Source organism: Mesorhizobium sp. KACC 23794, from assembly GCF_052180275.1.
Classification (GTDB): domain Bacteria; phylum Pseudomonadota; class Alphaproteobacteria; order Rhizobiales; family Rhizobiaceae; genus Kumtagia.
This window is the reverse complement of record NZ_CP197465.1, coordinates 1,599,735-1,625,714: the sequence shown is the minus strand read 5'-3', so window position 1 is coordinate 1,625,714 and position 25,980 is coordinate 1,599,735. Positions and strand designations below refer to the sequence as shown.

Here is a 25,980-nt window from a genome sequence, read left to right as displayed (position 1 = left end):
GCCGCTTCCAGACAACACTGAAACAAATCCGGCCGGTTTCGAAATCGGCGTGAAACGCCCTCGCCGCAATCTCGCTCCAACACACCGTTCTCGGCCTGTCCAACGGCGGCTTCGTCGTCGCCTACAACAACCACGACACCGCCGACGGCTATATGATGGTGGACTTCTACGATTCCGGCTTCAACCGGATCGGCACCTACCAGGACCGGGTCCCCTTCGTCGGCGACACGACGGCGATCGGCCAGCCGGCGCTGACGGAAACCTCCAGCGGCAACGTGGTGTTGATGTGGGAGGAGGGCGACCAGGGCGGGATCAAGGGCCGCACCTTCAGTTCCACCGGCACAATCCTCAGCCCGGAATTCACCTATGGCGGCGGAGCCTCCTACCAGGACCCGCAACTGGCGACGCTGGAGAACGGCAACTACATCTTCACCTTCGCCACGCTCGCCAACCAGGCTGACCTGACCCCGCCGATTTCGCGGCGATCTGACACCGGTATGGCTTCGAAAACATCGCCGGGACCGGCCCGCCCCCGCCAAAGCCGGTCCCGGCGGGCCAACCGCTACAACAGGAAGTCGTCGGCGGTGAGCGTCGGCGCCCCCGTCAGCGTGATCTGGAAATCGACTGACTTGTTGCCGTCGAGGTCACCGTAGAGGATGCCGCCGCTGTACCGCAGCTCGCCGGCAACGCCGTGGAACGCGGTCGCGCCGATATAGGTGAAAGCCTGGTCGCCGGCTGCGTTGACGTTGGCGTCGACCGCGGCGAGGTTGATCGTGTCGTCGCCATGCACGAAGTCGGTGATCTTGTCGTTCTCCGTGCCGGCCACGCTGTCGGTCGCGCTGGTGAACAGGAACACGTCGTTGCCGAGGCCCCCGGCCAGCGCGTCGCGCCCCGCTCCGCCGATCAGCGTGTCGTTGCCGTCGCGGCCGAGAAGCGCGTCGTTGCCGTCGTTGCCGGCCAGCGTGTCGCTGCCGTTGCCGCTGTAGATCGTGTCGTTGCCGCCCTGTCCGGTGACGTACTGGCCCGTCGCGACATTCGTCAAATTGATGGTGTCGGCGCCGCTGGTTCCGCGGATCTCGTCGATGAAGGTGATGGCGGCGTTGCTCAGGTTGGTCGTCCCGGCCGTGGAAATGAACAGCCGCTCGACGTTGCCGCCGCCGGTGATCGTCTCGAAGGCGTCGAGCTGCGCCGATGTCAGCGTCACGTCGTTGGCGTTGAGCGACAGCTGCTCGACGCCTGTGATCTTGGCCGCGGTGATGTCCACGGCGCCCACTGCCCCGAGGGTCGCGAAATCCAGCCGGTCGAGGTCGTTGCCGCCGTTGAGCGTCTCCGCAAGCCCGCCGATGTCGGAGATCTGGTCGATCTGGAAGACGTCATAGCCGACGCCGCCGCCCAGCACGTCGGCGCCCTGGCCGCCGAGGATGATATCGTCACCGTCGCCGCCATTGATCGTATCGGTGCCGATGTCGCCCCACAGCCTGTCGGCGCCGTATCCGCCGGTGATCGTGTCATTGCCGGCCCGCCCGTCGATGAACAGCGGTGAGGTGACGCCGGCGATGGTGACGACGTCATTGCCGGAAGAGCCGCGCAATTCGTCGATGCCGAAGAAGCTTGCGCCCGTCAGGTCGGCCGTTCCCGCGGCGGAAATGATCAGCCGGTCGACATTGCCGCCGCCGGTCAGCGTCGAGAAGGCGCCGAGCTGCGCGGCGGTCAGCGTCACGTCGTTGGCTTCGAGGGCGATCGCCTCGATGCTGCTGATCGTCGCCTTGGTCAGATCCACGGCACCCGATGCGCCAAGCGTGGCGAAATCGAGCTTGTCGGTGTCGGCGCCGCCGCTGATCGTCTCGGCCAGGCCGGAAACGTCGGCCACGAACGACACGCGAAAAATGTCGTTGCCGGCTTGGCCGCCCAATATGTCGGTGCCCGAGCCGCCATTGATGATGTCGTTGCCATCCTCGCCGTAGATTTTGTCGTTGCCGGTCTCGCCGGTGATCGAATCGTTGCCGGTGCCGCCCTTCACCACGTCGGCATCCGCGCCGCTGTTGATGACGTCGTTGCCTTCGCTGCCGGTCACCGTGTCGGTGCCGGCCAGCGTGTTGATGGTCTGGCCGTTGGCGACGCCGCTGAGCACGAAGGTGTCGATGCCGGAGGTGCCGCGGAATTCGTCGATGCCGAAGATAAACGCATTGCTCAGGTCGACGCTGCCGGCCGCCGACAGGATGAACCGGTCGGGATTGCCGCCGCCGGTAAGCGTGTCGAAGGCGCCGAGTTGCGCCGCCGTCAAGGTGACGTCGTTGGATTCGAGCGTGATGCGCTCGACATTGGTGATGATCGCCTTGGACAGATTGACGGCGCCGATGGCGCCGCGCGTCGCGAAATTGATCGTGTCGATGTCGTTGCCGCCATCGATCGTCTCGGCCAGCCCGCTGATCTCGGAGACGCCTTCGAAGTAGAAGATGTCGTTGCCGACGCCGCCGGCCAGCTTGTCGGCCCCCTGCCCGCCGAGGATGATGTCGTCGCCGTCGCCGCCATCGATCGTGTCGCTCCCGGCATTGCCCTCGACATAATCGGCGCCGGTCCCGGCGATGATCACGTCGTCGCCGCCGCGACCGTAGACGGCATCGTTGCCGGCGCCGGCGTCGACCGTGTCCGCGCTGTCGGTCACGGTGTTGAACTCCGTGCCGCCGACTCGGACGCCGTCGCCGGCCTTGTGGATGGTGTCGTTGAACTGCGTTCCGGTGATGTTGGCCATGTCGATCGCTCCACACCCTGGTTGGTACGCCGGCCCAGCCCGGCATCACGAATGCCCGGGGCGCCCGATCGTAGCTGTCAGCGACAATGGCAGGTGCAGATGGAACGCGCCCCCCGCAAACGGGGGTAGCGGCAAGGATTCGTTAACCAGGGTTGCAGGAGGTCACCGGACCGCTTCGAGCAGGCCGGAGGCAGTTCACGGCGCGTCCGGGACGAGGCCCGCGGCTACTCGGCGGCTTCCGCGCCGGTCTTGCCCGACGCTACGTTGGCGGCCCGGTTCGCCTCGATCCGCTCATGCGCCATCTTGTCGACGGCGGCACGCAGTTCCGGGTGGCGCGCCATGAACTGCGTGAAGTCCCGCCGCTCCAGGAACTGGAAGTCGCAGAAGTCGATGGCGATGACGTCGGCGGTTCTCCGGGAGCCGCTGAGCAGTGCCATCTCGCCGAAGAACGAACCGGCGTCCAGGCGGATTGCCCGCCCGTCGACCCGCACCTCCACCGCGCCGGAGGAAACGAAATACATGCCGTCTGCCCGGTCGCCGGTGCGGATCACGCGCTCGCCGGGCGAGGCGTAGGTCGGCCGGAACAGCAGCAGCAATTCCTCCTGGTCGTCGGGCGGCACCAGCGACAGCAGCGGAAAGGTCGCCACCAGTTCCTGGATCCTCACATGCCGCGCTTCGTCGCGCGCCTCCTGGACCGCCCGGATGCGCGCGAGTTCCTGCACCAGCACGTCGTGATTGGCGCGTCCATAGCCGGCGGCCACGCTGGGCCAGCGAACGCGGACCCATTTCTGCAATTCGCCAGTGACGTAGAAGACAAGAGGATTCAGCGTGATCGACAGCAGCGCACCCGCAAGCACAAGGTCCCGGCCTTCGGTCGGGATCAGGCCGAGGCCGAGGCCGAGCGCGACAAGAATGAAGGAGAATTCGCCGATCTGGGCCAGGCTTCCGGCAACCATCAGCCCCATGCTGACCGGATAGCGCAGCAGGATGACGATCAGGAAGCCGATCACAGACTTGCCGACCATGATCAGCGCCAGCACACCGAGCACGTCGAGCGGATCCTCGACGATGACGGACGGATCGAACAGCATGCCGACCGAGACGAAGAACAGCACCGAGAAAGCGTCCTGCAGCGGCAGGGATTCGGCGGCAGCCTTATGGCTGAGATGCGATTCGCCGAGCACCAGGCCGGCGAAGAACGCACCCAGCGCGAAGGAGACGCCGAACACCTGGGCCGAGCCGTAGGCGATGCCGACTGCCAGTGCCAGCACCGACAGCGTGAACAGTTCGCGCGAACCCGTGCGCGCCACCTTGGTCAGCACCCACGGCACCACCTTCGGACCGAGGAAGATCGCCAAGGCGGCAAACACCCCGACCTTGGCCAGGGTAATCGCCAGCGTCAGCAGCAACGATGAATCGCCGGTCTCCGCGCCATGCGCGCCGGCGGTGTCGGCGCCCAGCAGTTCCGCCAACGCCGGCAGCAGCACCAGCGCCAGCACCATGGCGAGGTCCTCCACGATGAGCCAGCCGACCGCCACCCGCCCGCTCGGCGTGTTGAGAAGGTTGCGCTCCTCCAGCGCCTTGAGCAGCACCACCGTACTCGCCACCGAGAGGCTGAGCCCCAGCACGATGCCGGCGCCCAGGCTCCAGCCCCAGATCGAGGCGAGCCCGACGCCGAGCAAGGTAGCGAACACGATCTGGCCGATCGCGCCCGGGATCGCGACGCCGCGAACCGCCAGCAGGTCGGAAGCCGAGAAATGCAACCCGACACCGAACATCAGCAGGATGATGCCCATTTCCGCAAGCTGGGAGGCGAGGCCGGCATCAGCCACGAAGCCGGGCGTGAACGGGCCGATCATCACTCCGGCGACGAGATAGCCGACCAAGGGCGGCAGCCGCAGGCGATCCGCCAGATAGCCGCAGATCGAGGCAAGCACAAAGCACACGGCTATCGTGGCGATCAGCGTGAAATCTTGATGCAAACCGTGTCCCCTGTTCCGGTCCTTGCGCGGCTTACCCGTCAAATGCCGGGAAAGTGCCGGGATCGCAAGCCCGCGATCGGTTTTCGAAGCCGCCAAATTCACCAGCGAAAGATATTTGCCGCATTCCCCCGACGCACCGCCGTTGCGGCGGCATCAAGGCGACGCCTTGACTTTCCCGCGCCCACGCCCGACTTCCTGTAGCCGAAGGGAGACCACCGCCATGTCAGAACCCCGACGATCGACGATCGACGCGGGAGAAGTCGAACGCTTCTCCGCGCTTTCCGCCGAATGGTGGAACCCGAACGGAAAATTCCGGCCGCTGCACAAGTTCAATCCGGTACGTCTCTCCTACATCCGCGACCAGGTCGCCGCGCGTTTCGGCCGCGACATCCATGCCGCGCGGCCGTTCGAAGGCCTGCGCTTCCTCGACATCGGCTGCGGCGGCGGCCTGCTGTGCGAGCCGATGGCGCGGCTTGGCGCAACGATGGTCGGCGCCGATGCCTCGGCCACCAACATCGAGGTGGCGAAGCTGCATGCCGCCGAATCGGGGGTGACCATCGACTATCGCGCCGCTGCCGCCGAGGACCTCGCCGATGCGGGGGAAAAGTTCGACGTCATCCTCAACATGGAAGTGGTCGAGCACGTCTCGGATGTCGGCCTCTATCTGGCGCGCTGCTCCGAAATGGTGCGGCCGGGAGGCATCATGTTCGTCGCCACCATCAACCGCACGCTGAAGGCGCTGGGGCTGGCGATCATCGGCGCCGAATACGTGCTGCGCTGGCTGCCGCGCGGCACCCACCAGTATGGCCGGCTGGTGCGTCCCGACGAGTTGGAGAAGGCGCTCTCCGAGGCAGGCATGACGATCGTCGACCGCACCGGCGTCATCTATCATCCGCTCGCCGACCGCTGGCAGCGGTCGAAGGACATGGACGTCAACTACATGGTGATGGCGGAAAAACCCTCGGTGGCCTGATCGCCCACCATCCGAATCGACCGCCTACATCGCCTCGATGACCACCCGCCGGTTGAGCGCGCGCCCTTCCGGCGTTTTGTTGTCGGCGACCGGGTGATCCTCGCCATCACCGCCCGGCCTGAGCAGCGAGTTGTCGAACAGTTTTTCCCTGACGAAAAAATCCGCGACCGCCTGCGCGCGCTGGCGTGAAAGGCGCTTGTTGTAGCCGCCGCCGCCGACATTGTCGGTGTGGCCGGTGATGTAGATCTTGTGGTCGGGCTGCAGCCTCTGCTTGATGTAGGCGGCCGCTTCCCGCAGCCTCTGCTCCGCGCCCGGCTTGAGCCGGAAACTGTCGAAGGCGAACAGTTCTTCGTTGGGGACGCGAAAGCCGATCGTGGAGGTTGCCGTGCTGGGGCCGATCCGCTCCGGCGATCCCTCGACGCGAAGATGCTTCGGCGCCTTGGCGGAGATGCCGTTGGCCAAAGCCATCCGGGCCTGTTCGGAATGGTAGCCCGGATGTTCGTCGAGCCGCCTGACCAGCGGCACGATATCGTCGTAGGAGATGCGGAGCCCCGAGCCCGGAGCGCTGTCCAGCCCGAATTGTTTCACGAGCCCGATCGCCTTCTTGACGACGCCCCAGCCGGCGGGAATCGTCGGGTTCGGATCGTTCAGCAGAAGATAGAGGGCCTGCGCCAGATAGGCGGCCGACTCGTTGGCCTTGGCCGTCATCTGCACATACTCCATGTCCTTGATGGCGTGGGTGCATTCGTGAACCAGGATCGATCTGTTGAAGAGATCCGGGGGCGAATCGGCCTTCTGCGTCGTGATCGTATCGGTGTCCGAGCGGTAGGTCGCGAGCCCCTCGGTATCGCCCGTCACGACGAGGATCTGATCGTCGCGGATGAGTTCGAAAATCTTGCGGTAGGCCTCGCCACGAACATGCAAGCCGTCGACGGAGAAATCCATCTTGTTGAGGACCGAATCCCCGACTGCCATCATGACGTCTATCTGACCGAGTGGCATGGCAATCCTTTCCTTGCCGCGGCCCTTGCCCACTCGGCGGTACAGGCCGGGACACAAGCGCAGGATTATGGCAATAACCACAGAAATCTGTGGAAAGATGCAAATCTACACGCTCGACAATCGGAAGGAAATTGAGGGGTATTGATCCAGTTGCAATATGCGAATTGGGCCAGTTACGCTAAACCAGAATTCAACTTTGCAACTGGCAGATGCACCATAGGAAATTGAGATTTCACGATAAGTATAAATGACAAAAACATAGATTTAGGAAGATCAAGCCTATCGCCAATTTTGTCACGCCACGGGGCATTTCAGGCCCGCTGGCAAGCACTGGACTCGGCAGCACCGGTTACAAAGGTTTTCACTGCGACACAGGCGCCTCGCCATCCTCGGCGGCGAATGAACCTCGGCGGCCGAAAAAGCGGCGCAATGGTTTCGCGGCAGGTTGCAAATGTTCAAGACGAGGGCGACCGATAGCGGCACGATGACGCCCGACATGAAGCCAGCCGCGCACCGGACAGAACAATGACCGTCGACGACTTTCGCCGGATCGCCCTCGCCCTGCCCGAAGCGGAGGAGAAATCGCATTTCGGCAAGCCGGATTTTCGCGTGCGCAATCGTATCTTCGCCAGCCTGCCGCCCGGCAGCCATGCGGTGCTGAAGCTGACGCCGGGAGAGCAGGCGATGCTTGCAAGCGCAGAGCCGAACATCTTCCGGCCGGTCAAGGGCGGCTGGGGACGGCAGGGCTGGACGGAGGTGACTTTGTCGGCCGCGGACGAGACCACCCTGCGCAGCGCCTGCCTGATGGCCTGGCGCAACGCCGCGCCCCCGGCGCTGAGGAAACGCGAGGCGCAGGCGCGTGCATGAAATCGCGGCTTGCCGGCAGGTTCCGGCCGGAGCTTATCCGGTCTAGTTCCGGTCGTCCGGAAACACCGGGATCGGCATAAACTCGACACCATCGTCGACGAGGCCCTTGGCCTCCTCCGGCGTCGCCTCGCCATAGATGCCGCGCGCCTCGGTCTCGCCGAAATGGATTTTTCGCGCTTCGTCGGCAAACTTGTCGCCGACATAGTCGGCGCTCTCGCGCATCTTCTCGGACAGCGCCTTCAACTGCGCCATTGCCTGCTTCTGGGCCTCGCCCATGGCCAGCGCGATCTTTTCCTTTTTGCGGCCCGTGGAGACCGACGGCGCCATCAGCGCTTTCTCGACCTTCTTCGAGCCGCATGATGGGCATTCGACGAAGCCGCGCTTTTTCTGCGTATCGAAATCGTCATTGTTGCGGAACCACGCCTCGAATTCGTGCTCGTGGTCGCAATGCAGGGAAAAACGGATCAAGATGCGGCTCCCCGCAGCGAGGGTTCCGGCCGCGCCACATGGTTGACGGCGAATTCGCGTGCGTTCTTCAGATTGGGGATTTTTTTGCGCGCCTGCGCCGAAAGTGCGGTATCGATCTCGGCAATCACGATGCCCGGCTCGTCATGAGCGGCCTCCGCGATCACCTTGCCCCACGGATCAACGATCAGCGAATGGCCATAAGTCTCGCGGCCGTCCTCATGCTTGCCGCCTTGCGCGGCGGCGATGACGAAGGCGCCGTTCTCGATGGCGCGGGCGCGCAGCAAGATGTGCCAATGCGCCTCGCCGGTCTGGCGCGTGAAGGCGGCTGGAACCGTCAGCACATCGGCGCCGGCAAGCGCCTCGGCGCGGAACAGTTGCGGAAAGCGCAGGTCGTAGCAGACGGCAAAACCCAACCGTGCGATGGCGAGATCGGCCACCGTCGCGCCCGCGCCCGCCTCGTAGGCGGCGGATTCGCGCCAACTCTCGCCATTGTCGAGGTCGACATCGAACATGTGGATCTTGTCGTAGGAGGCGAGCAACGAACCGTCCGGGCCGAACAGCAGCGCGCGGTTGGCGAGTTTGCCGTCGGTGCGCAGGATCGCCGTCGAGCCGATATGCAGATGGATGCCGAGTTCGCCGGCAAGCCGCGCCGCCGTAGCGACCACCACATCCTTCTCCTCGGTGGTGAAGGCGTTTGCCCGCGCATCCTTGTCGCGCACCAGCGCGCCGGTCATCTCGGGCGTCTGCACGTAGGTCGCACCCTGCGCCGCGGCGTCGCGCACCATCGCTTCCATGTCGGCGGCGTTGCGGCGGGGCTCGGTGCCCGACCGCATCTGGATCGCGGCGGCCTTGAAGATGCTCATCAAAAATCTCCTCAGTTCAACGTGCCGGTCGCAAGCAGGCCGTCGAGCCGGCCTTGCGCGTCCAGCGCATAAAGATCGTCGCAGCCGCCGACATGCACGTCGCCGACGAAGATCTGCGGAAAGGTCGAGCCGCCCTTCGAGCGAGCGATCATCTCGGAACGCAGTTCCGGCGAGAAGCTGGCGTCGTGTTCGGTATAGGCGACGCCCTTGCGCTCGAGCAGGCTCTTCGCCGCGGCGCAATATCCGCACATCAAGCGTGTATAGATGGTGACGTCGGCCATGCCGTCATGCCTCTGTGATCAAGTTTATATAGTCGCTCACTCTTCCGGCAGGAAGTCCCCTGGCAGAACCCGCGCGAAGGTCAGCACGTCGACCGCCGAGGCGCCGCCCTTGATCAGCGCTCGCGTCACCGCCGCGACGGTGGCCCCGGTCGTATAGACGTCGTCGACGAGCAGCACGCGCCTGCCGCGCAGCCGCGCCTTGGCCCCGGCCGGCACAGCGAAGGCGGCGCGCACATTCTCCTCGCGCTCCTTGTGGCCGAGGCCCACCTGCTGCTTTGTCACCTTGACGCGCAGCACCACCAGCGGATCGAACGGCACGCCGGTCAGGCGGCTGACAGTGCGCGCCAACTCGGCCGACTGGTTGAACCGCCGCCGAAAGAACCGCCAGCGGTGCAGCGGCACCGGCACGATCAGGTCGGCATCGGGGAAAAGCTCGAAGCCCGCCCGCACCATCCACTCAGCCATCCACGGTGCGAGGTCTGTGCGGTCGTTGTATTTCAGCCGCTGGACCATCTGCCGCGCCACGCCGGTGTAAGCAACGGCGGCGCGCGCCCGCGCGAAGGGTGGCGGGTTGGCGATCGCCTCCGAGGAAAGGAAATTTTCACCCATGTCGTGGGTGAACGGCGTGCCCATCACCGGGCACCAGGGGCGGTCGAGCAGGCGCAGCTTCGGCCAGCAGGCGCCGCACAGGGAACCCGGCTGGCTGACCTGCCGCCCGCAGCCGGCACAGACCGGCGGAAACAGCAAACGCGCCGGCAACTTCAGCGCCGTCGCTGCGAATTCCTTGATATCAGCGCCCCAATCCGCCATGTGAGTGGCTCCCAAAGCGGGAAAATAGCAGAAGCGCGGCAAGCCGTCGCGCCTGGCGCAGACGAGACCATGCAGCCGATATTCGACACAGACCTATCGATGCAGCATAAGCGCCGCGCGCTGGCCACTCCGGTCGCCGGCGCGGATTTCTTGATGCGCCGCGTTGCCGAAGACCTTGCCGACCGTCTTGCCACGGTCGAGCGCCGCTTCCCGGATGCCGCCGCGCTTTTCTGCGTCACCCCCGATGCCCGCGAAGTCATCACGGCCAGCGGCAAGGCCGATACGATAACCAGGATCGAGGCCGACAACGCCTTCCTCGATGGCGGCGACGGCAGGCTGGCACCGGCCGAGACGGTCCCGCTTCCGCCCGAAAGCCTCAACCTCGCCGTCTCGCTGCTGTCGCTGCAGGAGGCCAACGACATACCCGGCGTGCTGATCCAGATTTGCCGCGCTTTGCGGCCCGACGGCCTGTTCCTCGGCGCGATGGCCGGCGGCGGCACGCTCGCCGAACTGCGTGAAAGCCTTCTTGCCGCCGAGAGCGAGATTTATGGCGGCGCCGGCCCGCGCGTCTTCCCCTTCGCCGATGTCCGCGATGTCGGCGCGCTGCTGCAGCGGGCCGGCTTCGCGCTTCCCGTCGCCGACGTCGAGACCGTCACAGTGCGCTATGCCGACATGTTCGCCCTGATGCGCGATCTCCGGGCGATGGGCGCCACCAACACGCTCGCCGCACGCTCGCGCCGTCCGGCGACGCGCGCGTTATTCCTGCGCGCTGCCGAAATCTATGCGGAGCGGTTCTCCGATCCGGATAGCAGGATCAGGGCGACCTTCTCGATCGTCTGGATGTCAGGCTGGGCGCCCGCGCCGACGCAGCAGAAGCCGTTGAAGCCGGGTTCGGCGAAGGTTTCGTTGGCGGACGCGCTACGCGGCGGCTGACGACCCGTCTCGAAAATCTTCGTGGAAATTCGGCGGCACTCAGTGAAAGTTCAATCCCTTGTTGATCTCACTGTTGTTGTCACCCCAGAGGAATTCAAGCTGATCGGCAAGGCCACCAACGCCCGCGACAATGGCAAGGGAGATGAGCGCGATAATCAGGCCGTATTCGATGGCGGTGGCGCCATTTTCATCCTTCAGAAATCGACGGATCATCTTGTTCATCGGCCCTTCCCCTCTGCCTTTTACCCTAGAGGCAAGAGATTAAGGAAGGTTAACGCCGCAGCATTAACGCCCGATGAAAAGCAAACGCGAATTTGCACCGATCGCCGCCGGTGCGTCGACGCCGTCCGGAAATGACCGGGCGGTCTCTCAGCAATCGCCGCTGCGGCTTCCGTTGTCCCGCAGGATGCAGACCGAGTTCGGCGTGGGTTGCAGCACGCTTTTGCGGATCGTGTAGGTGCCGGTGTAGCCGATCGACCCGGTCGAGGTGAAGTCGATGCCGAGTGGAGCATCGTCCAGCGCTAGGTGGCCGCCGAAGCGGTTGTCGAGGATTTGCGTGACGATCAGCGCGATGGCGACGGCCACGGAGCCGAAGAGCAGCGCGATCCGCAACGCGCTGCCGCCGGCCGCCTCCAGCCGCGATCGGGTTCGATGGATCTCGTCAAAGTCCCGATCGTCGAAAGCCATGCCTCGCCCTTGCCGCCTGTCGAATCGGCCAGCCCAAGCCGATTGCGAGCCTCATTCGCTCACATTCGAATAAACTTTTCCTTAATGGGCAGCCGCCGCGCGTGGGCTCAAAGCAGGTCGATGAGGAAAGGAATCAGCGGGTAGTCGGCCGGCGGCATTGGGTAGTCGCGCATGTTCTTCGGCCGCACCCATTTCAGCACCTGCCCTTCCCGCGGCGTCGGGATGCCCGAAAACCGCCGGCAGACGAACAGCGGCATCAGCAGGTGGAAGGTCTCGTAGGTGTGGCTGGCGAAGGTCAGCGGCGCGAGGCAGGCGGTCTGCGTCGCCACGCCGATCTCCTCCTGCAATTCGCGGATCAGCGTTTCCTCGGGCGTCTCGCCGGGCTCCACCTTGCCGCCCGGGAATTCCCACAGCCCGGCAAGCGACTTGCCCTCCGGCCGCTGCGACAGCAGCACGCGCCCGTCCGCGTCGACCAGCGCGCAGGCCGACACCAGCAGGATGGGTTTTCCCGGTTTCGCTTCCACGGCGCTCAAGCTTGGATGTCCGCCGGCTGCCGGTAGTGGTAGCGGTAGAGTTCGCTGAACCCGATGCCGTCATAAAGCTTTCGCGCCGGCGCGTTGCCGGCTTCCACCTGCAGCCAGGCCGTATGCGCGCCGCGCAGCCGCGCCCATTTCAGTGCCGACAGCACGATCCGTCTTCCATGGCCCTTGCCACGCTCCGCCGCCGCCGTGGCGATCTCGAACAGCCCGGCGAGGTCTCCGTCGTGAACGCAGACCGCAGTGGCCAGCGGCTTGCCGTCCTGCTCCAGCACGAACAGCCCGGCCTCGGGCTCGACCGCCTCGATGACACCAGCCAACCCCAGCCCCAACGCAGCGTCCTGGCCGCGCACGGCAATCGCCGCGCCGACGAAACGGCCGACATCCTTCATCGGTATCTGGTCCATCGCCTCGTCCACCGCAGCCTCGCTCAGCGGCAGCCGCATCACCATCGATTCGTCGAAACGCGACCAGCCGAGGCCGTCGAGATGCTCGGAGATTGTCTTGGCCGCCAGCGGCGACAGCCGCATCGTCAACGGGCGCCCCACCGCGCCGAACCGCCACGCGGCGCGCTCCAGCCGCGCCTCGATGTCCGACTTGTCGCCGGGGTCGAGCGGATTGACCGAGTTCAGCCGCTTCGCCGGATGGCCGTTGGTCAGCCTTATCGCCCAGGCGCCGTCATAATGCACGGAGCCGGCCGGCCAGGCGCGAAACCCCGCCGCCTCGAAGCGGCGCACTGTCGTCAGTTCCGGCATGGGGACAATGCCCATCCCCCCGGTCTCAGCTTCTGTAGTCGCCATTGATCGCGACATATTCCTTGGTGAGGTCGCAGGTCCAGACGGTCGCCTTGCCGCGCCCGAGCCCGATGTCGACGCGGATCACGATGTCGTCGCGTTTCATGTAGGCGGAGGTCGCGGCTTCCGAATAATGCGGGTCGCGCTCGCCCTCGAAGGCCAGGCGGTTGTCGCCGAACCAGATCGCCAGCCGGTCGCGATCGGCCGGTTCGCCGGCCTTGCCGACGGCCATGACGACGCGGCCCCAATTGGCGTCCTCGCCGGCCACCGCCGTCTTCACCAGCGGCGAATTGGCGATGGAGAGCGCGATGCGTTTGGCCGAGCGGGCGGATTTCGCTCCAATCACCGTCACTTCCACCTGCTTGCGCGCGCCCTCTCCGTCGCGCACCACCTGCAGCGCAAGCTGCTTCAGCAGGCGGTTCAACGCCCGCTTGAACTGGCCGAGGCGGGCATCGCCTGCGTCCGTGATACGCGGCGCGCCGCGTTTTGCCGCCGCACCGGTGGCAAACAGCATCAGCGTGTCGCTGGTCGAAGTATCGCTGTCGACGGTCACCGCGTTGAAGGTCGAGCCGACGCCCTTGGACAGCAGCGCCTGCAGCACGGGCGCATCGATCGCCGCGTCGGTGGCTACGAAAGACAGCATCGTCGCCATGTCCGGCGCGATCATGCCGGCGCCCTTGGCAATGCCGTTGATGACGACATCGGCGTCGCCGATCTTCACCGTCGCGGTGGCGACCTTCGGATAGGTGTCGGTGGTCATGATCGCCTTCGCCGCTTCCGTCCAGCGGTCGGGCTTGGCTTCCTGCGCCATGCCGGCGAGCAGATGCGAGAAACGGTTGGCATCCAGCGGCTCGCCGATCACGCCGGTCGAGGCGAGGAACACCTCGCCGGCCGAGGCATCCACCGCCTTGGCGGCGGCTTTGCCGGTCATCTCGGTCGTCTCGCGGCCCTTCTTGCCGGTGAAGGCGTTGGCGTTGCCGGAATTGACCACCAGCACCCGCGCCCTGCCGCCGGCAAGGTTCTTCCGGCAAAAGTCGACCGGCGCGGAAGGGCATTTCGAGCGCGTGAACACGCCCGCCGCAGTCGTCCCCTCGTCGAACACCATCGCCAGCAGGTCGGTGCGGCCCTTGTATTTGATGCCGGCCTCGGCGGTGGCGATGCGCACGCCCTCCACCGCTGGCATCTTCGGATATTTTTTCGGGGCGAGCGGGGAAACGGTGGCGGACATCAAAGCCTCGATGCGGAGCGCTTGAAAGATGGCGCTTCGTTTGCCTCACCCCGTGCCTTTGCGCAAGGGCGCTGGCCACCGTACAGGCATCATGAATCGGCGAACGAAATCATTCGGCGTCGAGCCGTCTTCGCGGACATCGGTGAAATCAGGCGCGAGCGCGCCATTGCGGAACAATCTTCCCGGCGATACAATTTTTTCGTGCGCCGCAACGCGGGGGCGGCCGGCAAAATGGGGATGCCGGACAAGCGACGCATCTTTTGGGGGACGTGCGCATGCCGGTTGCCAGTGGCCTGGAATTCGTCCTCCTGCCTGCCTTGCAGCCGACCGATCCCGACAGTCCCGGCCTGCCGAATCTGTTCAATCGAAGCTTCGATGTCGCGGCTACCACCAATGGTGGCCTGGTCGTCACCTGGGACACCGACGAGGGCAAGAACGTCGGCCAACGCATTTTTGTGCAGACCTTTGTCGATGGAGCCGCATCAAACCCGCCGCTGCTGCTGACGCCCCAGACATCCCAGTATCTCCCGAACAATGACTCGCCGGATGTGGCATCGCTTTCCGGATCGTACATCGTTACATGGACCAACATAAACGAATTCGGATTCACGTCGGTCCTTGCCCATTCCAAAGGCAGCACAGCCCCGCTCATCACTCAACCGTTGCCTGCCCATCCCGTTTCAACCGTGAGCACGCTGACGCAGGATCGCGCCGTCGTGACATGGCTCGACAGCAGCGGCCTCTACGGCCGCACCAGGGGCGATCTGGACAGCGGTTCATTCAAGATAAACACCACATCGGGCGCCGACATGCCGGGGACGGCCTCGCAAGCCGCCTTCGGCCGCTTCATGGTGACCTGGCACTCGACAGACCCAGGGGACCTGAACGCCAACTGCATTCGCGCCCGCGTATTGAACACAGACGGCACCTCCGTCGGCGACGACTTCGTCGTCAATTCCACGGCCCTGACCGGCTGGACCGCTCCATCCGTGTCCGCGCTGGCCGACGGCCGTTTCCTCGTCGTGTGGAGCGGCGACGACAATGGCGACGGGTCCGGGAGTTGCATACGCGGCCGCTACTTCGGCACGACCGGCACGCCGGTCGGCAACGACTTCATCGTCAACACGACGGCTACAGGCAACCAGGGTGATGTCTCGATCGCGACGCTGGCCGACGGACGGATCGCCGTCGCCTGGGCCTCGGACGAGGTGGCAGGCCTTGGCGGCACGTCGATCCGGGTGCGGCTCTTCAATGTCGACGGCACGCCGGCGGGAAGCGATTTCCTGGTCAATCCCAACACAGGGGATGACGAGTTCGACCCGGTCGTGACGGCACTGTCCGACGGCCGCTTCGCGGTTTCCTGGCAGAGCTACCAAGTCTTCGACAACGTGATGGACCAGGCCTATGCCCACTATTTCGATCCCCGGATATACACCGGCACCGCCGGCAACGATGTCTGGACCGGCGGCAATTTGGTCGACACGATCAACGGCGACAACGGCAACGACACATTGTCCGGTCTGCTCGGAAACGACGTCATCAGCGGCGGCCTGGGCAACGACACGCTGAACGGCGGCGACGGAGACGACGTTCTCGACGGCGGCGACGACAACGACACTCTGAACGGTGGTAAGGGCGACGACACGCTCCTTGCCGGCTTCGACGACGGGAACGGAGACGCCAACAATGGCGGCGACGGCATCGATACCGTTCTGATCCACGGGACGCCGGTCGACGGTTTCGCTTTCGCCATCGACCTGCGGACCGGCACCGACAACTACAAGAACACCTATTCCAGCATCGAGGTGGTCGTCGGCGGCAAGATGGCCGACACGTTGATCGGCAACGTCGCAACGCTTAGGTTCGAGGGCAAGGGTGGCGACGATACGTTCCGCGTCTTCTCCGCCGCCACCGAGGTTCGCGAAGCGGCCGGCGAAGGCTCCGCCGACCGCTTGATCGCGGCTGTTAGCTACACGCTGGCGGCGGGTTCCGAAGTCGAACTCCTCACCACCAACGGCTCGACCGGCACCGCCGCGATCAACCTCACCGGCAATGCGCTCGTCCAGGAGATTGTCGGCAACTATGGCGACAACGTGCTCCACGATGGCGGGATTGGCGGCGCCGACACGCTGCGGGGGCTCAACGGCAACGATACCCATCGCATCTTCAACGCGGGAGACGTGATCGTCGAAGGCGCTTCGCAAGGCGCAGCCGACCGGGTGATGGCCGCCGTCGACTATTCGCTGGGAGCCGGCGTCTTCATTGAGCGGATGACGACAAACGGCTCAACGGGAACGTCCGGCATCGACCTGACCGGCAACGAGATCGCACAGTCGATCGCGGGCAACGCGGGGGCCAACATCCTTGACGGCAAAGGCGGCAGCGACACGCTGGCCGGGCTCGGCGGCAAGGACTTCTTCGTTTTCTCCACCGCGCTCGGCGCTGAAAACGTCGATACCATTACCGATATCAACGCAGTGGACGACACGATCCGCCTGGAGAACGCCATCTTTGCCGCCCTGGCGACGACCGGCGCCCTTGCCGCATCAGCCTTCAAGGATCTTGCCGACGGTCCCAAGGACGCCAGCGACCGCATCATCTACAACTCCGCGACCGGCAACCTCTATTACGACGCCGATGGTTCCGGCAGCGTGTTCGGCAACGTCAAATTCGCCAGCATCGCCAATCTCGCCGACCTGACGGCGGCGGACTTCGGCCCGGACGGTCAAGGCAAATGACCTTTGGCAAGGCTGCCTGGCGATCGGCCTGAGCGGCGAAAAGAAAACGCCGCGCATCAAAGGTGCGCGGCGCGGGTTGCCGAAACGATGGATCTGGGCGCGGCGCCTTGCAGCCGCGCCTTGCCGGATCAGTTGATCGCGGCCGGTTCCTGGATCACGACATGGTCGGCCACGCGGCTGATTTCGACCATGATCGGCGGCATCCCTACTTCCCGGGGTGTGGACAATTTGACGGTCTGTCCGGACACGAGGACAGCTTCGAAACGAACCGGGGCGCTGGAGTCGTTGTTGCCGATCAAGGTGGCGACAACGTGATAGCCTTCCGACTCGACGGTGTAGTAGGCGCTCCCGGCCATCGTGCCGAGATCGATGCTGCGGGAATGCATCGGCTTCAACTCGCCGGCGGCCGCGTCGCCGCCGAAACTAAGGGCGGCCAAAGCCGCAATCGCGATAAGCTTGGTCATTGCTCTCTCCAGGGGCTCAGGCCGGACGGGACCGCGGCGAGGCCCTAACCTCGCTGGCATCCCGACTGGCGTTCTGCTGAGCAGGAGAAATCCGGTGGCGTCTCATGTCGCCCCGCTCCCCCGCCGATACGAGAGAACTACAAGCATCATGTTTCAGGAAAATGCCTCTGTCGTGTGGTTTTGTTTCTGACGTAACGCCGAAAATCGGCTGCTTCACACAAAAACACACGAAAAACCGCAAAAAATGCAGTCCAGTCCAAGAGCGGCAGCCGGGACGCCGCCGCTCTGTAACAGCGTCGGGTCTATTTCTCCGACTTCTCGATCGCCTCGACGCCGGTCTTCAGCGCCGGATCGGTCACATCGACCTTGCCGGCGGCGCGCAGTTGCTTGACCAGCGCGAAATATTTCTCGCGCAGCAGCAGCGAGCGGAACTGCTCCTTCACCTGATCGAAGGCCGGCGGCTGCTTGGCGCGCTTGTCCTCGACCTTGATGATGTGCCAGCCGAACTGCGACTGCACCGGCTCCTTGGTGTAGGAGCCCGGCTCCAGCGCGAACGCCGCCGTCTCGAATTCCGGCACCATCTGGCCCGGGCCGAACCAGCCGAGGTCGCCACCCTGCGCGCCCGAGCCCGGGTCGCTGGACTTCTCCTTGGCGATGTCCTCGAATTTGGCGCCGCCGTCGAGCTGCTTGACGATCGCGTCCGCCTCTTCCTTGGTCTTCACCAGGATGTGACGGGCATGCACTTCGTTGACCGGCGGCGTGTTGGCCATCTCGGTGTCGTAGCGCTTGCGGATGTCCTCGTCGGTGATCGTCGCGGCCACTTCCTTCTCGATCACTTCGCCGTGCAGCGCGCGCTGCTGCAGGAACGCCATGCGGCGCAGATATTCCGGCGACTTGTCGAAGCCCTTCGCCACCGCTTCGTTCGCCAGCAACCGGATCTCGATGACCGCGGAAAGGGCCGCGGCGCGCTTCTGTTCCTCGGGAAGCCGTGCGAACTGCTGGTCGAGGTCCTGGATTGCCTGCTGCAGGTCGGCCTCGGTGACCGGCTGGCCATCGACGGTGGCGATCACCGTGTTCGGATCGACGGCGGCCGCCTTGGCGGGATCGGCGGCGGTCTCCTGTGCCTGCGCCGCGAAAGGCGCTGCGGCGAGCAGGATTGCCGCGAGCCCAAGGCTCGCAAGCTTGGCGCGGCGGGAACGGAACATCATGACTTACTCTCCGGGTGGGAAGGCTTTCGCGGCGGTTGAGGAGGAATGTGGCCGGATTTGCCGGCACTTCAAGCATTGCCGCGGCGTTGACATCGAAAGTGGCCCCTCTTATCTGTCCATCGACTTGGCGTCCAGAACGATTTCCGGGCGCCTGCTTCCGTTGCGATACGCTCAGGCCCCAACAGCGGTCGGCCGGCGAAGGCGCCGGAATACCGTGTTTTGAAAGGGCCATTGATGGTCAGTCTCGGCGGACTCGCCCGTAAGATCTTCGGTTCCTCCAACGATCGCCGCGTCAAGGCGACGCGGCCGCGGGTCGAATCCATAAACGGACTCGAAAACGAGATGCGGGCGCTTTCCGACGAAGCGCTGCGCGCCCGCACGGAACAGTTCAAGGCCGATCTCGCCAACGGCGCCACTCTCGACGATATCCTTGTCCCCGCCTTCGCCACCGCGCGCGAGGCTTCGCGCCGCGTGCTGGGCATGCGTCCGTTCGACGTGCAGCTCGTCGGCGGCATGGTCCTGAACAATGGCGGTATCGCCGAGATGCGTACCGGCGAGGGCAAGACGCTGGTCGCCACCCTCCCCGTCTACCTGAACGCGCTTACCGGCAAGGGCGTCCACGTCGTCACCGTCAACGACTACCTCGCCAAGCGCGACTCCGAATGGATGGGCCGTGTCTACGGCTTCCTCGGGCTGACCACCGGCGTCATCGTCCACGGCCTCTCCGACGAGCAGCGCCGCGCCGCCTACGCCTGCGACGTCACCTACGCCACCAACAACGAGCTCGGCTTCGACTATCTCCGCGACAACATGAAATACGAGCGCGCCCAGATGGTGCAGCGCGGCCACAACTACGCCATCGTCGACGAGGTCGACTCGATCCTGATCGACGAGGCGCGCACGCCGCTGATCATCTCCGGCCCGCTCGAGGACCGCTCGGAGATGTACAACATCGTCGACGCCCTGATCCTCCAGCTTCTGCCCGCCGACTACGAGATCGACGAGAAGCAGCGCACCGCGATCTTCACCGAGGACGGCACCGAAAAGCTGGAAAACATGCTGCGCGCCGCCGGCCACCTCAAGGGCGAGTCGCTCTACGACGTCGAGAACGTCGCCATCGTCCACCACGTCAACAACGCGCTCAAGGCGCACCGCCTGTTCAGCAAGGACAAGGACTACATCGTCCGCAACGGCGAGATCGTCATCATCGACGAGTTCACCGGCCGCATGATGCCCGGCCGCCGCTATTCGGAAGGGCTGCACCAGGCGCTTGAAGCCAAGGAGCACGTGCAGATCCAGCCGGAGAACCAGACGCTGGCCTCCGTCACCTTCCAGAACTATTTCCGCATGTACAAGAAGCTGGCCGGCATGACCGGCACGGCGGCGACGGAAGCCGAGGAATTCGGCAACATCTACGGCCTCGAAGTCACCGAGGTGCCGACCAACAAGCCGGTCCAGCGCATCGACGAGGACGACGAGGTCTACCGCAGCGTCGAGGAGAAATACAAGGCGATCATCCGCGACATCCGCGAGGCCGCCGACAAGGGCCAGCCGATCCTGGTCGGCACCACCTCGATCGAAAAATCCGAGCATTTGGCCGAGCGCCTTCGCAAGGAAGGCATGAAGAATTTCCAGGTGCTGAACGCCCGCTACCACGAGCAGGAGGCCGGCATCGTCGCCCAGGCCGGCCGTCCGGGCGCCATCACCATCGCCACCAACATGGCCGGCCGCGGCACCGACATCCAGCTCGGCGGCAATGCCGAGATGCGCATCGCCGAAGAACTTGGAAGCATGGAGGCGGGTCCGGAGCGCGAGGCGCGCGAGGCGCTGATCCGCGCCGACATCGAGCGGCTGAAGGAAAAGGCCATCGCCGCCGGCGGCCTTTACGTGCTCGCCACGGAACGCCACGAATCGCGCCGCATCGACAACCAGCTTCGCGGCCGCTCCGGCCGCCAAGGCGACCCCGGCCGCTCGAAATTCTACTTGTCGCTCCAGGACGATTTGATGCGCATCTTCGGCTCCGACCGCATGGATGGAATGCTGCAGAAGCTCGGCCTCAAGGAGGACGAGGCGATCATCCATCCGTGGATCAACAAGGCGCTGGAGAAGGCGCAGAAGAAGGTCGAGGCCCGCAACTTCGACATCCGCAAGAACCTGCTGAAATACGACGACGTGCAGAACGACCAGCGCAAGGTGGTGTTCGAGCAGCGCATCGCGCTGATGGACGGCGAGAACCTGTCCGAGACCGTCGCCGAAATGCGCCAGGACGTGATCGACGAACTCGTCGCCAAGTGCATCCCCGAAAACGCCTATGCCGAGCAGTGGGACGCCACCGGCCTCAAGGCGGGCCTGCAGCAGCATGTGAATCTCGACCTGCCCATCGAGGAATGGGTGAAGGAAGAAGGCATCGACGAGGAGGTCATCCGCGAGCGGATCACCAAGATCGCCAACGATGCCGCCGCCGAGCGCGCCGAGCGCTTCGGCCCCGAGGTCATGACCTATGTCGAGCGTTCCTTCCTCCTCCAGACCCTCGACCATCTGTGGCGCGAGCACCTGGTCAACCTCGACCACCTCCGCTCGGTCGTCGGCTTCCGCGGCTATGCCCAGCGCGACCCGCTGAACGAATATAAATCCGAGAGTTTCGAGCTGTTCCAGGCCCTTCTCGGCAATCTGCGCCAGTCGGTGACTGCGCAGTTGATGCGCGTCGAACTGGTGCGCGAGGCCGCCGACGCCCCGCCGCCGGAAGCCCCGGAGGTTTTCGGCCAGCACATCGACGCCACCACCGGCGAGGACGACTTCAACGAGGGCGGTTTCGGCGACGCCGAGGTGATGACCCGCATCGCCGTCGAGAGCGTCGTCGCGCCGGAAGACCGCGACCCGTCAAAACCCTCGACCTGGGGCAAGGTCGGCCGCAACGAGGCCTGCCCGTGCGGCTCGGGCAAGAAGTTCAAGCACTGCCACGGCGCGTTCGCGTGACCTGATAAAATAGGCCATCTCCCTCGGTGAAGAGAGATGGCCAGCGGGACAAAGGGCCAGCGTCCCACGAACTCTGCATCGGCCGCCTGTCGGGCGCGCCGGATGCCTGCCGTCAGATGACGGCGAAATCCCCGCTCGTCAGCGCCATGCCCGCGGCAAGCGTCGCGAAATGCACGCCGTCCACGCTGCCCGCCTTGTCGCCATCCGCGTCATAGAAAAGCTTGCCGGTGTCGGTCTCGTAGACGATGCGGTCGGTCGCATCGTCGGCAAGCCCGGTGGTGTTGGCCTGGAACGCGGCCGCCGCCAATGCGCCCGTCGCCGTCAGCGCCGTGAAGATAGCGTTCTCCAGCCGGATCGTGTCGTCTGCCACGTTGAAGTCGGTGATCATGTCGACATTGCCTGCGCCGAGCGCCGAGGAGAAGACGAAGAAATCCTTGCCGGCGAGGCCGCTCAGCGTGTCGCTGCCGCCCTTGCCGTCGATGATGTTGGAACCGGCGTTGCCGGTGATCGCCTGGACGAACTCGTTGCCGGTGAGGTCGATGCCCGACGTCCCGGTCGAGCCGTTCGTGGTCATCGTCTCGACATGAACGCCGGCGCCAAGCACGTAGTCCACGGCCGCCATGATCCGGTCGGCCGTGCCGCCGGTGGCGCTTTCGGCGATGGTCGTGGCCGAACTGTATATCTGGTAGACATCGTTGCCGCCCAGCCCGCTCAGCACGTCGCCCACGCCGCCGCCGTCGCGCAGGATGTTGCTGCCGGCATTGCCGGTGATCTGCTGCTTCAGCGCGTTGCCGGTCAGGTCGACACCGGACGTGCCGGCCGCAGACGTCGTCGTCATGATTTCGACATACACACCGGCGCCGAGCACGAAATCCACCGCCGATGCGATGCGGTCGGCGGTCCCCCCGCTGGAGCCTTCGACGATGGTCGTGGCCGAACTGTAGACCAGATAGATATCGTTGCCGCCCAGGCCTTTCAGCACGTCGCCGGCGCCGCCGCCGTCCCTCAGGACATTGGCGCCGGCATTGCCGGTGATCTCCTGGCTCAGCGCGTTGCCTGTGAGGCTGATCGGGGCCGTGCCCGTCGATGACGTCGTGGTCAAAAGCTCGATATCGGCGCCCGCCGCCAGCACATAGTCGACCGCGGCCATCACCCGGTCGGCCGTTCCTTGGCCCGCATTTTCGACGATCGCCGTTGCCGAACTGTAGAGCAGATAGACGTCATCGCCGCCGAGGCCCTTCAGCACATCCCCGGCGCCGCCACCGTCCTTCAGAATGTTGGCGCCGGCATTGCCGGTGATCGCCTGGGCGAAGGCATTGCCGGTCAGGTTTATGGCCGTTGTTCCGGCCGCCTTGGTGGTCTGCAGCCGTTCCACATGGGCGCCCGCGCCGAGCGCATAGCTTACGCTCGCCGACACGGAGTCCGCCGTGCCTTCGTCCAGGCCCTCGATGACGATGTCGCTGGCATTGTCGACGGCATAGGTGTCGTTGCCGACGCCTCCCGCCATTTTGTCGATGCCGCCGCCGCCATAGAGCCTGTCGGCTCCGGCACCTCCGAACAATATGTCCGCGCCGCCAAATCCCTCGATCAGATCGTCGCGCCCGCCCCCATGCACCTCGTCGACGCCGTCTATGCCGATGAAGCGGCTGATCACCGTGCGCCCGTCGTCGACACCGCCGGCGAGAAAATCGGGAAGGTAGAAGACCTCGAACCCGTCGATGGCGACGGTGACGGTACGGCTGTTCAGCGCATCGATGTAGCGCGAGAACAGTCCGGATTGCCGGTCGACGGTGACGTCCTCCGTCGCGAAGGCGGGAAAGGACGCTGGCACCGGAACGAACCCCGACAGGTCCAGCACGTCGCGGCCTTGTCCCGCCTTGAGCACGATCGGCTGGTCGGCGTCCGGACGGAAATCGAGGAAGGCAACCGTGTCGTCCCCATCGCCCAGGTTTACCTGCGCGTCGACGTAGCCGCTGCCGGTCAGCGTGATCCTGGTCGCGGCGAGCGGATCGCCATCGAAGCGCAGCGTTCCGCCAAGCTCCAGCACATAGTTCTCGAAACCCGAGATATCGGCGGCAAAACCGTAGCTGCCTTCGAATGTCTGGAAATAACCGGTCAAGCTTCCCTTGACGGCATCGATCTCGACGATCTTGTCGGCGGCCGAGCGATAGTACAGGAAATCCTGCTGCCACTCGATCTCGTCGAGCCGCGAAACATCGAGCGTATCGGCACCGATGCCGCCATCGTATTCGTGCTTGCCCAGCGACATGGCGCCGGCGACGTAGAGGTCGTCGCCGCCGCCGAGCGTGACGATCCTGTCCAGCGTCGAGGTCATGTCGTGGTCGGACAGCCGCGCGATGTCGCCGTCCACGATGTCGTTGCCGTCGCCGGTATCGACCACGGTGAAATTGCTGTCGAAATTGATCGCCACCTCGTCGCCGAGCGCCGAGGTGGCGATCGCGTTCGACGTCAGGACAGGCGCGCCCCACGAAGCGATGGTCGCCCGCGCCCCGGCGAAGCTCACATGTTCGAAATTCGAGATGGACAAGTGGTCTTCCAGGCCCGGTATGGAAGTTGTGCCTGTGGAAAGGTCGGTAACCGAGATATCGACCACAAATTTGCCGATGAAGGTGTCTTCGCCGTCGCCACCGTCGAACACATCCAGTCCGACGCCCCAGCCGCTGCCGTCGAGAGAAGCGGTGACATTGTCGACGCCGTCTCCGAGCGTGATCATGTCGCCTTTTCCGGTTTTCGTGGCGCCGACGACCAGGCGCACCACGTCGGATCCGTCACCGCCCGTGTAGGTATCGAACCCTGCGCGAAGATTGGCATCGACTTTCACGATGCCGAACACAGACACGGTGTCGTCCGCGTTCCAAAGGTCGAGGCTCGTCACGCTACCTTGCAATCCTTGGCCGATGGTGACTTCCGAACTGCCGGAGGTGTCAACGACTGTGTCTCCTCCGAAGATCATGTACTGATCGCTGCCGCCTCCACCGAATAGCTTGTCCTGATAGTTATCCGCGCCAGCGAATAGCTTGTCGTTGCCGCTGCCGCCGGTGAGCGTATCAGCGCCATCGCCGCCCTCGAGGGTGGTATTCACGCCATCACGCGCGATGAAGGTGTCCTTGCCGTAGCCGCCGATCACCCGTTCGATCTGGAAAGTCGCTGGGATGAACAAATTGCCCTTGAAGCCGAGGATGTCGTTGAATGTCCCGATGTCCTCGACAAGCAGGCGATCGTGCAACGGGCCTGCGCCGGGGTTCGGGTCGCGCAGGTCGACGCGTTGCGCGCTGAAGGTGTCGGAAAGGTCGATCGTATCGTAGCCACCCGCATCCCATAGAGCGCCGGCGAAATTGGCGCCGTAAGTTTCGAACGACAACGGTGACGAGGCCGCGAGTGTACTGTTGTAGAAATAGGTATCGTCGCCTGTGCGCGTTGCCAGGTTAGCGCCGTACACGAACTGGGCGACGAGCAGGTCAAGTGCCTGAGGCGTGGAGGGATCCGCTCCAAAGTCGAAGTCGATATCGGTCCAGGGCTGGGTTGCCGGCCCGTCAGGCGCCCAGTAGGACATGACGGTGTAGCCCGACGTGTCCTCATAATAGACCGCGTCGTTGGTGCTGGCCGACGCCCCATTATACGGCCCGGCGTGGCCAAAGCCGAGAATGTGACCCAGTTCATGGATTGTGGTTTCGAAGGCGCTGGTGGTTCGCCCCACATGACCCACTCCGGCAAGCTTGAGATAGCCGTCATAGGCCTGCTGGTTCAGGACGAGAGTGGTCGCCACCGGACCTAGACCGTTCGTACGGCCCGCCACGAATCCTGTCGGATCGAAAGGGATCGTCGGATCGAAGGCGATCCTGACATGACCGCCGGCCTGTTCGACGAACTGGATGTTTGCAATCTCCTGCCATGTGTCCATCGCAGCGCGAATGAACGCCCGTTCCTGGGCATCGAGATTGGCGTCAAAAGTATATGTAATCGTCGAGCCGGGCGCCCACAATGCGGAGCGATTGTCAGTCAGCACCCAGGTCGCCGAACCCTCCACGTTCCTGTAGGGCACCATATGCTTGGTTGGCATGCGTTCTGTTCCACCCGCCCCGATCGGTCCAGAGAATTTGAGATGCGTCGTGTGCGCGCATCTTTCTCAAGACAAACGAGTGCCTCGGATGAATGCCCGAACGGACGGAGGCCAACGCGATATGGTTGGTCGAGCCTCCCCCAAAAGGCCACCCCAGACGCCACAATGACCAACCGCGGCGAATCGGTCATGACCCAGATGGGCTAAGCCGGGTGGTTTCGCCCGCTGTGCAAATGCCTTGCCGGCAGTTGCCTCACACCGATCGCGCGACTTGTTTCACCGGAAAGGCTCCCGCCGCCTCGCAATACCAGCGGACGTCGACTTTGACCGTCGGCGC

21 protein-coding genes are annotated in these 25,980 nt (G+C 64.6%); 6 read left to right on the top strand and 15 right to left on the bottom strand.

From position 1 onward, the window contains the following. Positions 1 to 152 precede the first annotated feature (152 nt). Positions 153 to 653 carry a hypothetical protein gene (locus tag ACSBOB_RS08070; protein ID WP_442581923.1) on the top strand — a complete coding sequence of 167 codons (501 nt, stop codon included), beginning with the start codon at positions 153 to 155 and terminating at the stop codon, positions 651 to 653. Here the strand turns inward: ACSBOB_RS08070 and ACSBOB_RS08065 are convergent. Together ACSBOB_RS08065 and ACSBOB_RS08060 are read right to left on the bottom strand one after the other, a co-directional pair. Next, positions 563 to 2,752, bottom strand: coding sequence for a beta strand repeat-containing protein (locus ACSBOB_RS08065; protein WP_442581922.1), 2,190 nt, complete (start codon positions 2,750 to 2,752; stop codon positions 563 to 565). The two genes, ACSBOB_RS08070 and ACSBOB_RS08065, sit on opposite strands and share 91 nt — an antisense overlap. Positions 2,753 to 2,976: 224 nt before the next feature. Next, positions 2,977 to 4,734: a cation:proton antiporter domain-containing protein gene (locus ACSBOB_RS08060; RefSeq protein ID WP_442581921.1), complete on the bottom strand. Its 1,758-nt coding sequence runs from the start codon at positions 4,732 to 4,734 to the stop codon at positions 2,977 to 2,979. A gap of 220 nt (positions 4,735 to 4,954) precedes the next feature. Here ACSBOB_RS08060 and ubiG point away from each other — a divergent pair, with 220 nt between their 5' ends. Next, a complete protein-coding gene (gene ubiG / locus ACSBOB_RS08055) occupies positions 4,955 to 5,707 on the top strand; it encodes a bifunctional 2-polyprenyl-6-hydroxyphenol methylase/3-demethylubiquinol 3-O-methyltransferase UbiG (protein ID WP_442581920.1) in 753 nt (250 codons plus the stop codon). A gap of 24 nt (positions 5,708 to 5,731) precedes the next feature. On the opposite strand, the gene ACSBOB_RS08050 is transcribed toward ubiG, so the two are convergent. Then, positions 5,732 to 6,709 carry an OmpA family protein gene (locus ACSBOB_RS08050; RefSeq protein ID WP_442581919.1) on the bottom strand — a complete coding sequence of 326 codons (978 nt, stop codon included), beginning with the start codon at positions 6,707 to 6,709 and terminating at the stop codon, positions 5,732 to 5,734. Between the two features lie 525 nt (positions 6,710 to 7,234). Between ACSBOB_RS08050 and ACSBOB_RS08045 the strand changes: the two genes are divergently transcribed. After that, positions 7,235 to 7,576 carry an MmcQ/YjbR family DNA-binding protein gene (locus ACSBOB_RS08045; protein WP_442581918.1) on the top strand — a complete coding sequence of 114 codons (342 nt, stop codon included), beginning with the start codon at positions 7,235 to 7,237 and terminating at the stop codon, positions 7,574 to 7,576. Between the two features lie 42 nt (positions 7,577 to 7,618). Here ACSBOB_RS08045 and ACSBOB_RS08040 read toward each other — a convergent pair whose 3' ends face one another. Genes ACSBOB_RS08040 through ACSBOB_RS08025 form a run of 4 tightly spaced genes read right to left on the bottom strand, consistent with a single transcriptional unit; the run spans position 7,619 to position 9,998 of the window. Continuing rightward, positions 7,619 to 8,044: a DUF1178 family protein gene (locus ACSBOB_RS08040; protein ID WP_442581917.1), complete on the bottom strand. Its 426-nt coding sequence runs from the start codon at positions 8,042 to 8,044 to the stop codon at positions 7,619 to 7,621. Beyond that, entirely contained in the window at positions 8,041 to 8,907 is an 867-nt protein-coding gene (locus ACSBOB_RS08035; protein WP_442581916.1) for a carbon-nitrogen hydrolase family protein, read from the bottom strand. The genes ACSBOB_RS08040 and ACSBOB_RS08035 overlap by 4 nt, the downstream gene beginning before the upstream one ends. A gap of 11 nt (positions 8,908 to 8,918) precedes the next feature. Next, complete coding sequence (grxC, locus tag ACSBOB_RS08030; protein ID WP_442581915.1) at positions 8,919 to 9,188, bottom strand: glutaredoxin 3; 270 nt, start codon at positions 9,186 to 9,188, stop codon at positions 8,919 to 8,921. A 36-nt stretch (positions 9,189 to 9,224) separates the two neighbouring features. Further along, positions 9,225 to 9,998, bottom strand: a complete 774-nt coding sequence (locus ACSBOB_RS08025) for a ComF family protein (RefSeq protein ID WP_442581914.1) — start codon at positions 9,996 to 9,998, stop codon at positions 9,225 to 9,227. A 69-nt stretch (positions 9,999 to 10,067) separates the two neighbouring features. Between ACSBOB_RS08025 and ACSBOB_RS08020 the strand changes: the two genes are divergently transcribed. Then, positions 10,068 to 10,931 carry a methyltransferase domain-containing protein gene (locus tag ACSBOB_RS08020; RefSeq protein ID WP_442581913.1) on the top strand — a complete coding sequence of 288 codons (864 nt, stop codon included), beginning with the start codon at positions 10,068 to 10,070 and terminating at the stop codon, positions 10,929 to 10,931. A gap of 39 nt (positions 10,932 to 10,970) precedes the next feature. Here ACSBOB_RS08020 and ACSBOB_RS08015 read toward each other — a convergent pair whose 3' ends face one another. The 5 genes from ACSBOB_RS08015 to argJ all read right to left on the bottom strand — a co-directional run bounded on the left by ACSBOB_RS08015 (position 10,971) and on the right by argJ (position 14,176). Further along, a complete protein-coding gene (locus tag ACSBOB_RS08015; RefSeq protein ID WP_442581912.1) occupies positions 10,971 to 11,153 on the bottom strand; it encodes a Flp family type IVb pilin in 183 nt (60 codons plus the stop codon). Between the two features lie 147 nt (positions 11,154 to 11,300). Further along, entirely contained in the window at positions 11,301 to 11,618 is a 318-nt protein-coding gene (locus tag ACSBOB_RS08010; RefSeq protein WP_442581911.1) for a hypothetical protein, read from the bottom strand. A 107-nt stretch (positions 11,619 to 11,725) separates the two neighbouring features. Further along, complete coding sequence (locus ACSBOB_RS08005) at positions 11,726 to 12,142, bottom strand: (deoxy)nucleoside triphosphate pyrophosphohydrolase (RefSeq protein ID WP_442583674.1); 417 nt, start codon at positions 12,140 to 12,142, stop codon at positions 11,726 to 11,728. A 5-nt stretch (positions 12,143 to 12,147) separates the two neighbouring features. Beyond that, the gene (locus tag ACSBOB_RS08000) at positions 12,148 to 12,924 is read right to left on the bottom strand and encodes a GNAT family N-acetyltransferase (RefSeq protein WP_442581910.1); all 777 of its coding nucleotides are present in this window, start codon (positions 12,922 to 12,924) and stop codon (positions 12,148 to 12,150) included. Positions 12,925 to 12,934: 10 nt separating this feature from the next. Beyond that, positions 12,935 to 14,176, bottom strand: coding sequence for a bifunctional glutamate N-acetyltransferase/amino-acid acetyltransferase ArgJ (gene argJ / locus ACSBOB_RS07995; protein WP_442581909.1), 1,242 nt, complete (start codon positions 14,174 to 14,176; stop codon positions 12,935 to 12,937). Between the two features lie 275 nt (positions 14,177 to 14,451). Here argJ and ACSBOB_RS07990 point away from each other — a divergent pair, with 275 nt between their 5' ends. Next, a complete protein-coding gene (locus ACSBOB_RS07990; protein ID WP_442581908.1) occupies positions 14,452 to 16,914 on the top strand; it encodes a calcium-binding protein in 2,463 nt (820 codons plus the stop codon). 128 nt (positions 16,915 to 17,042) lie between these two features. On the opposite strand, the gene ACSBOB_RS07985 is transcribed toward ACSBOB_RS07990, so the two are convergent. Beyond that, positions 17,043 to 17,378, bottom strand: a complete 336-nt coding sequence (locus ACSBOB_RS07985; RefSeq protein WP_442581907.1) for a hypothetical protein — start codon at positions 17,376 to 17,378, stop codon at positions 17,043 to 17,045. 302 nt (positions 17,379 to 17,680) lie between these two features. Further along, positions 17,681 to 18,586 carry a peptidylprolyl isomerase gene (locus ACSBOB_RS07980; RefSeq protein ID WP_442581906.1) on the bottom strand — a complete coding sequence of 302 codons (906 nt, stop codon included), beginning with the start codon at positions 18,584 to 18,586 and terminating at the stop codon, positions 17,681 to 17,683. A gap of 234 nt (positions 18,587 to 18,820) precedes the next feature. Between ACSBOB_RS07980 and secA the strand changes: the two genes are divergently transcribed. Continuing rightward, positions 18,821 to 21,562, top strand: coding sequence for a preprotein translocase subunit SecA (gene secA, locus ACSBOB_RS07975; RefSeq protein WP_442581905.1), 2,742 nt, complete (start codon positions 18,821 to 18,823; stop codon positions 21,560 to 21,562). A gap of 112 nt (positions 21,563 to 21,674) precedes the next feature. Here the strand turns inward: secA and ACSBOB_RS07970 are convergent, their stop codons facing one another. Then, complete coding sequence (locus tag ACSBOB_RS07970; RefSeq protein ID WP_442581904.1) at positions 21,675 to 25,643, bottom strand: M10 family metallopeptidase C-terminal domain-containing protein; 3,969 nt, start codon at positions 25,641 to 25,643, stop codon at positions 21,675 to 21,677. Positions 25,644 to 25,980: the final 337 nt, after the last annotated feature.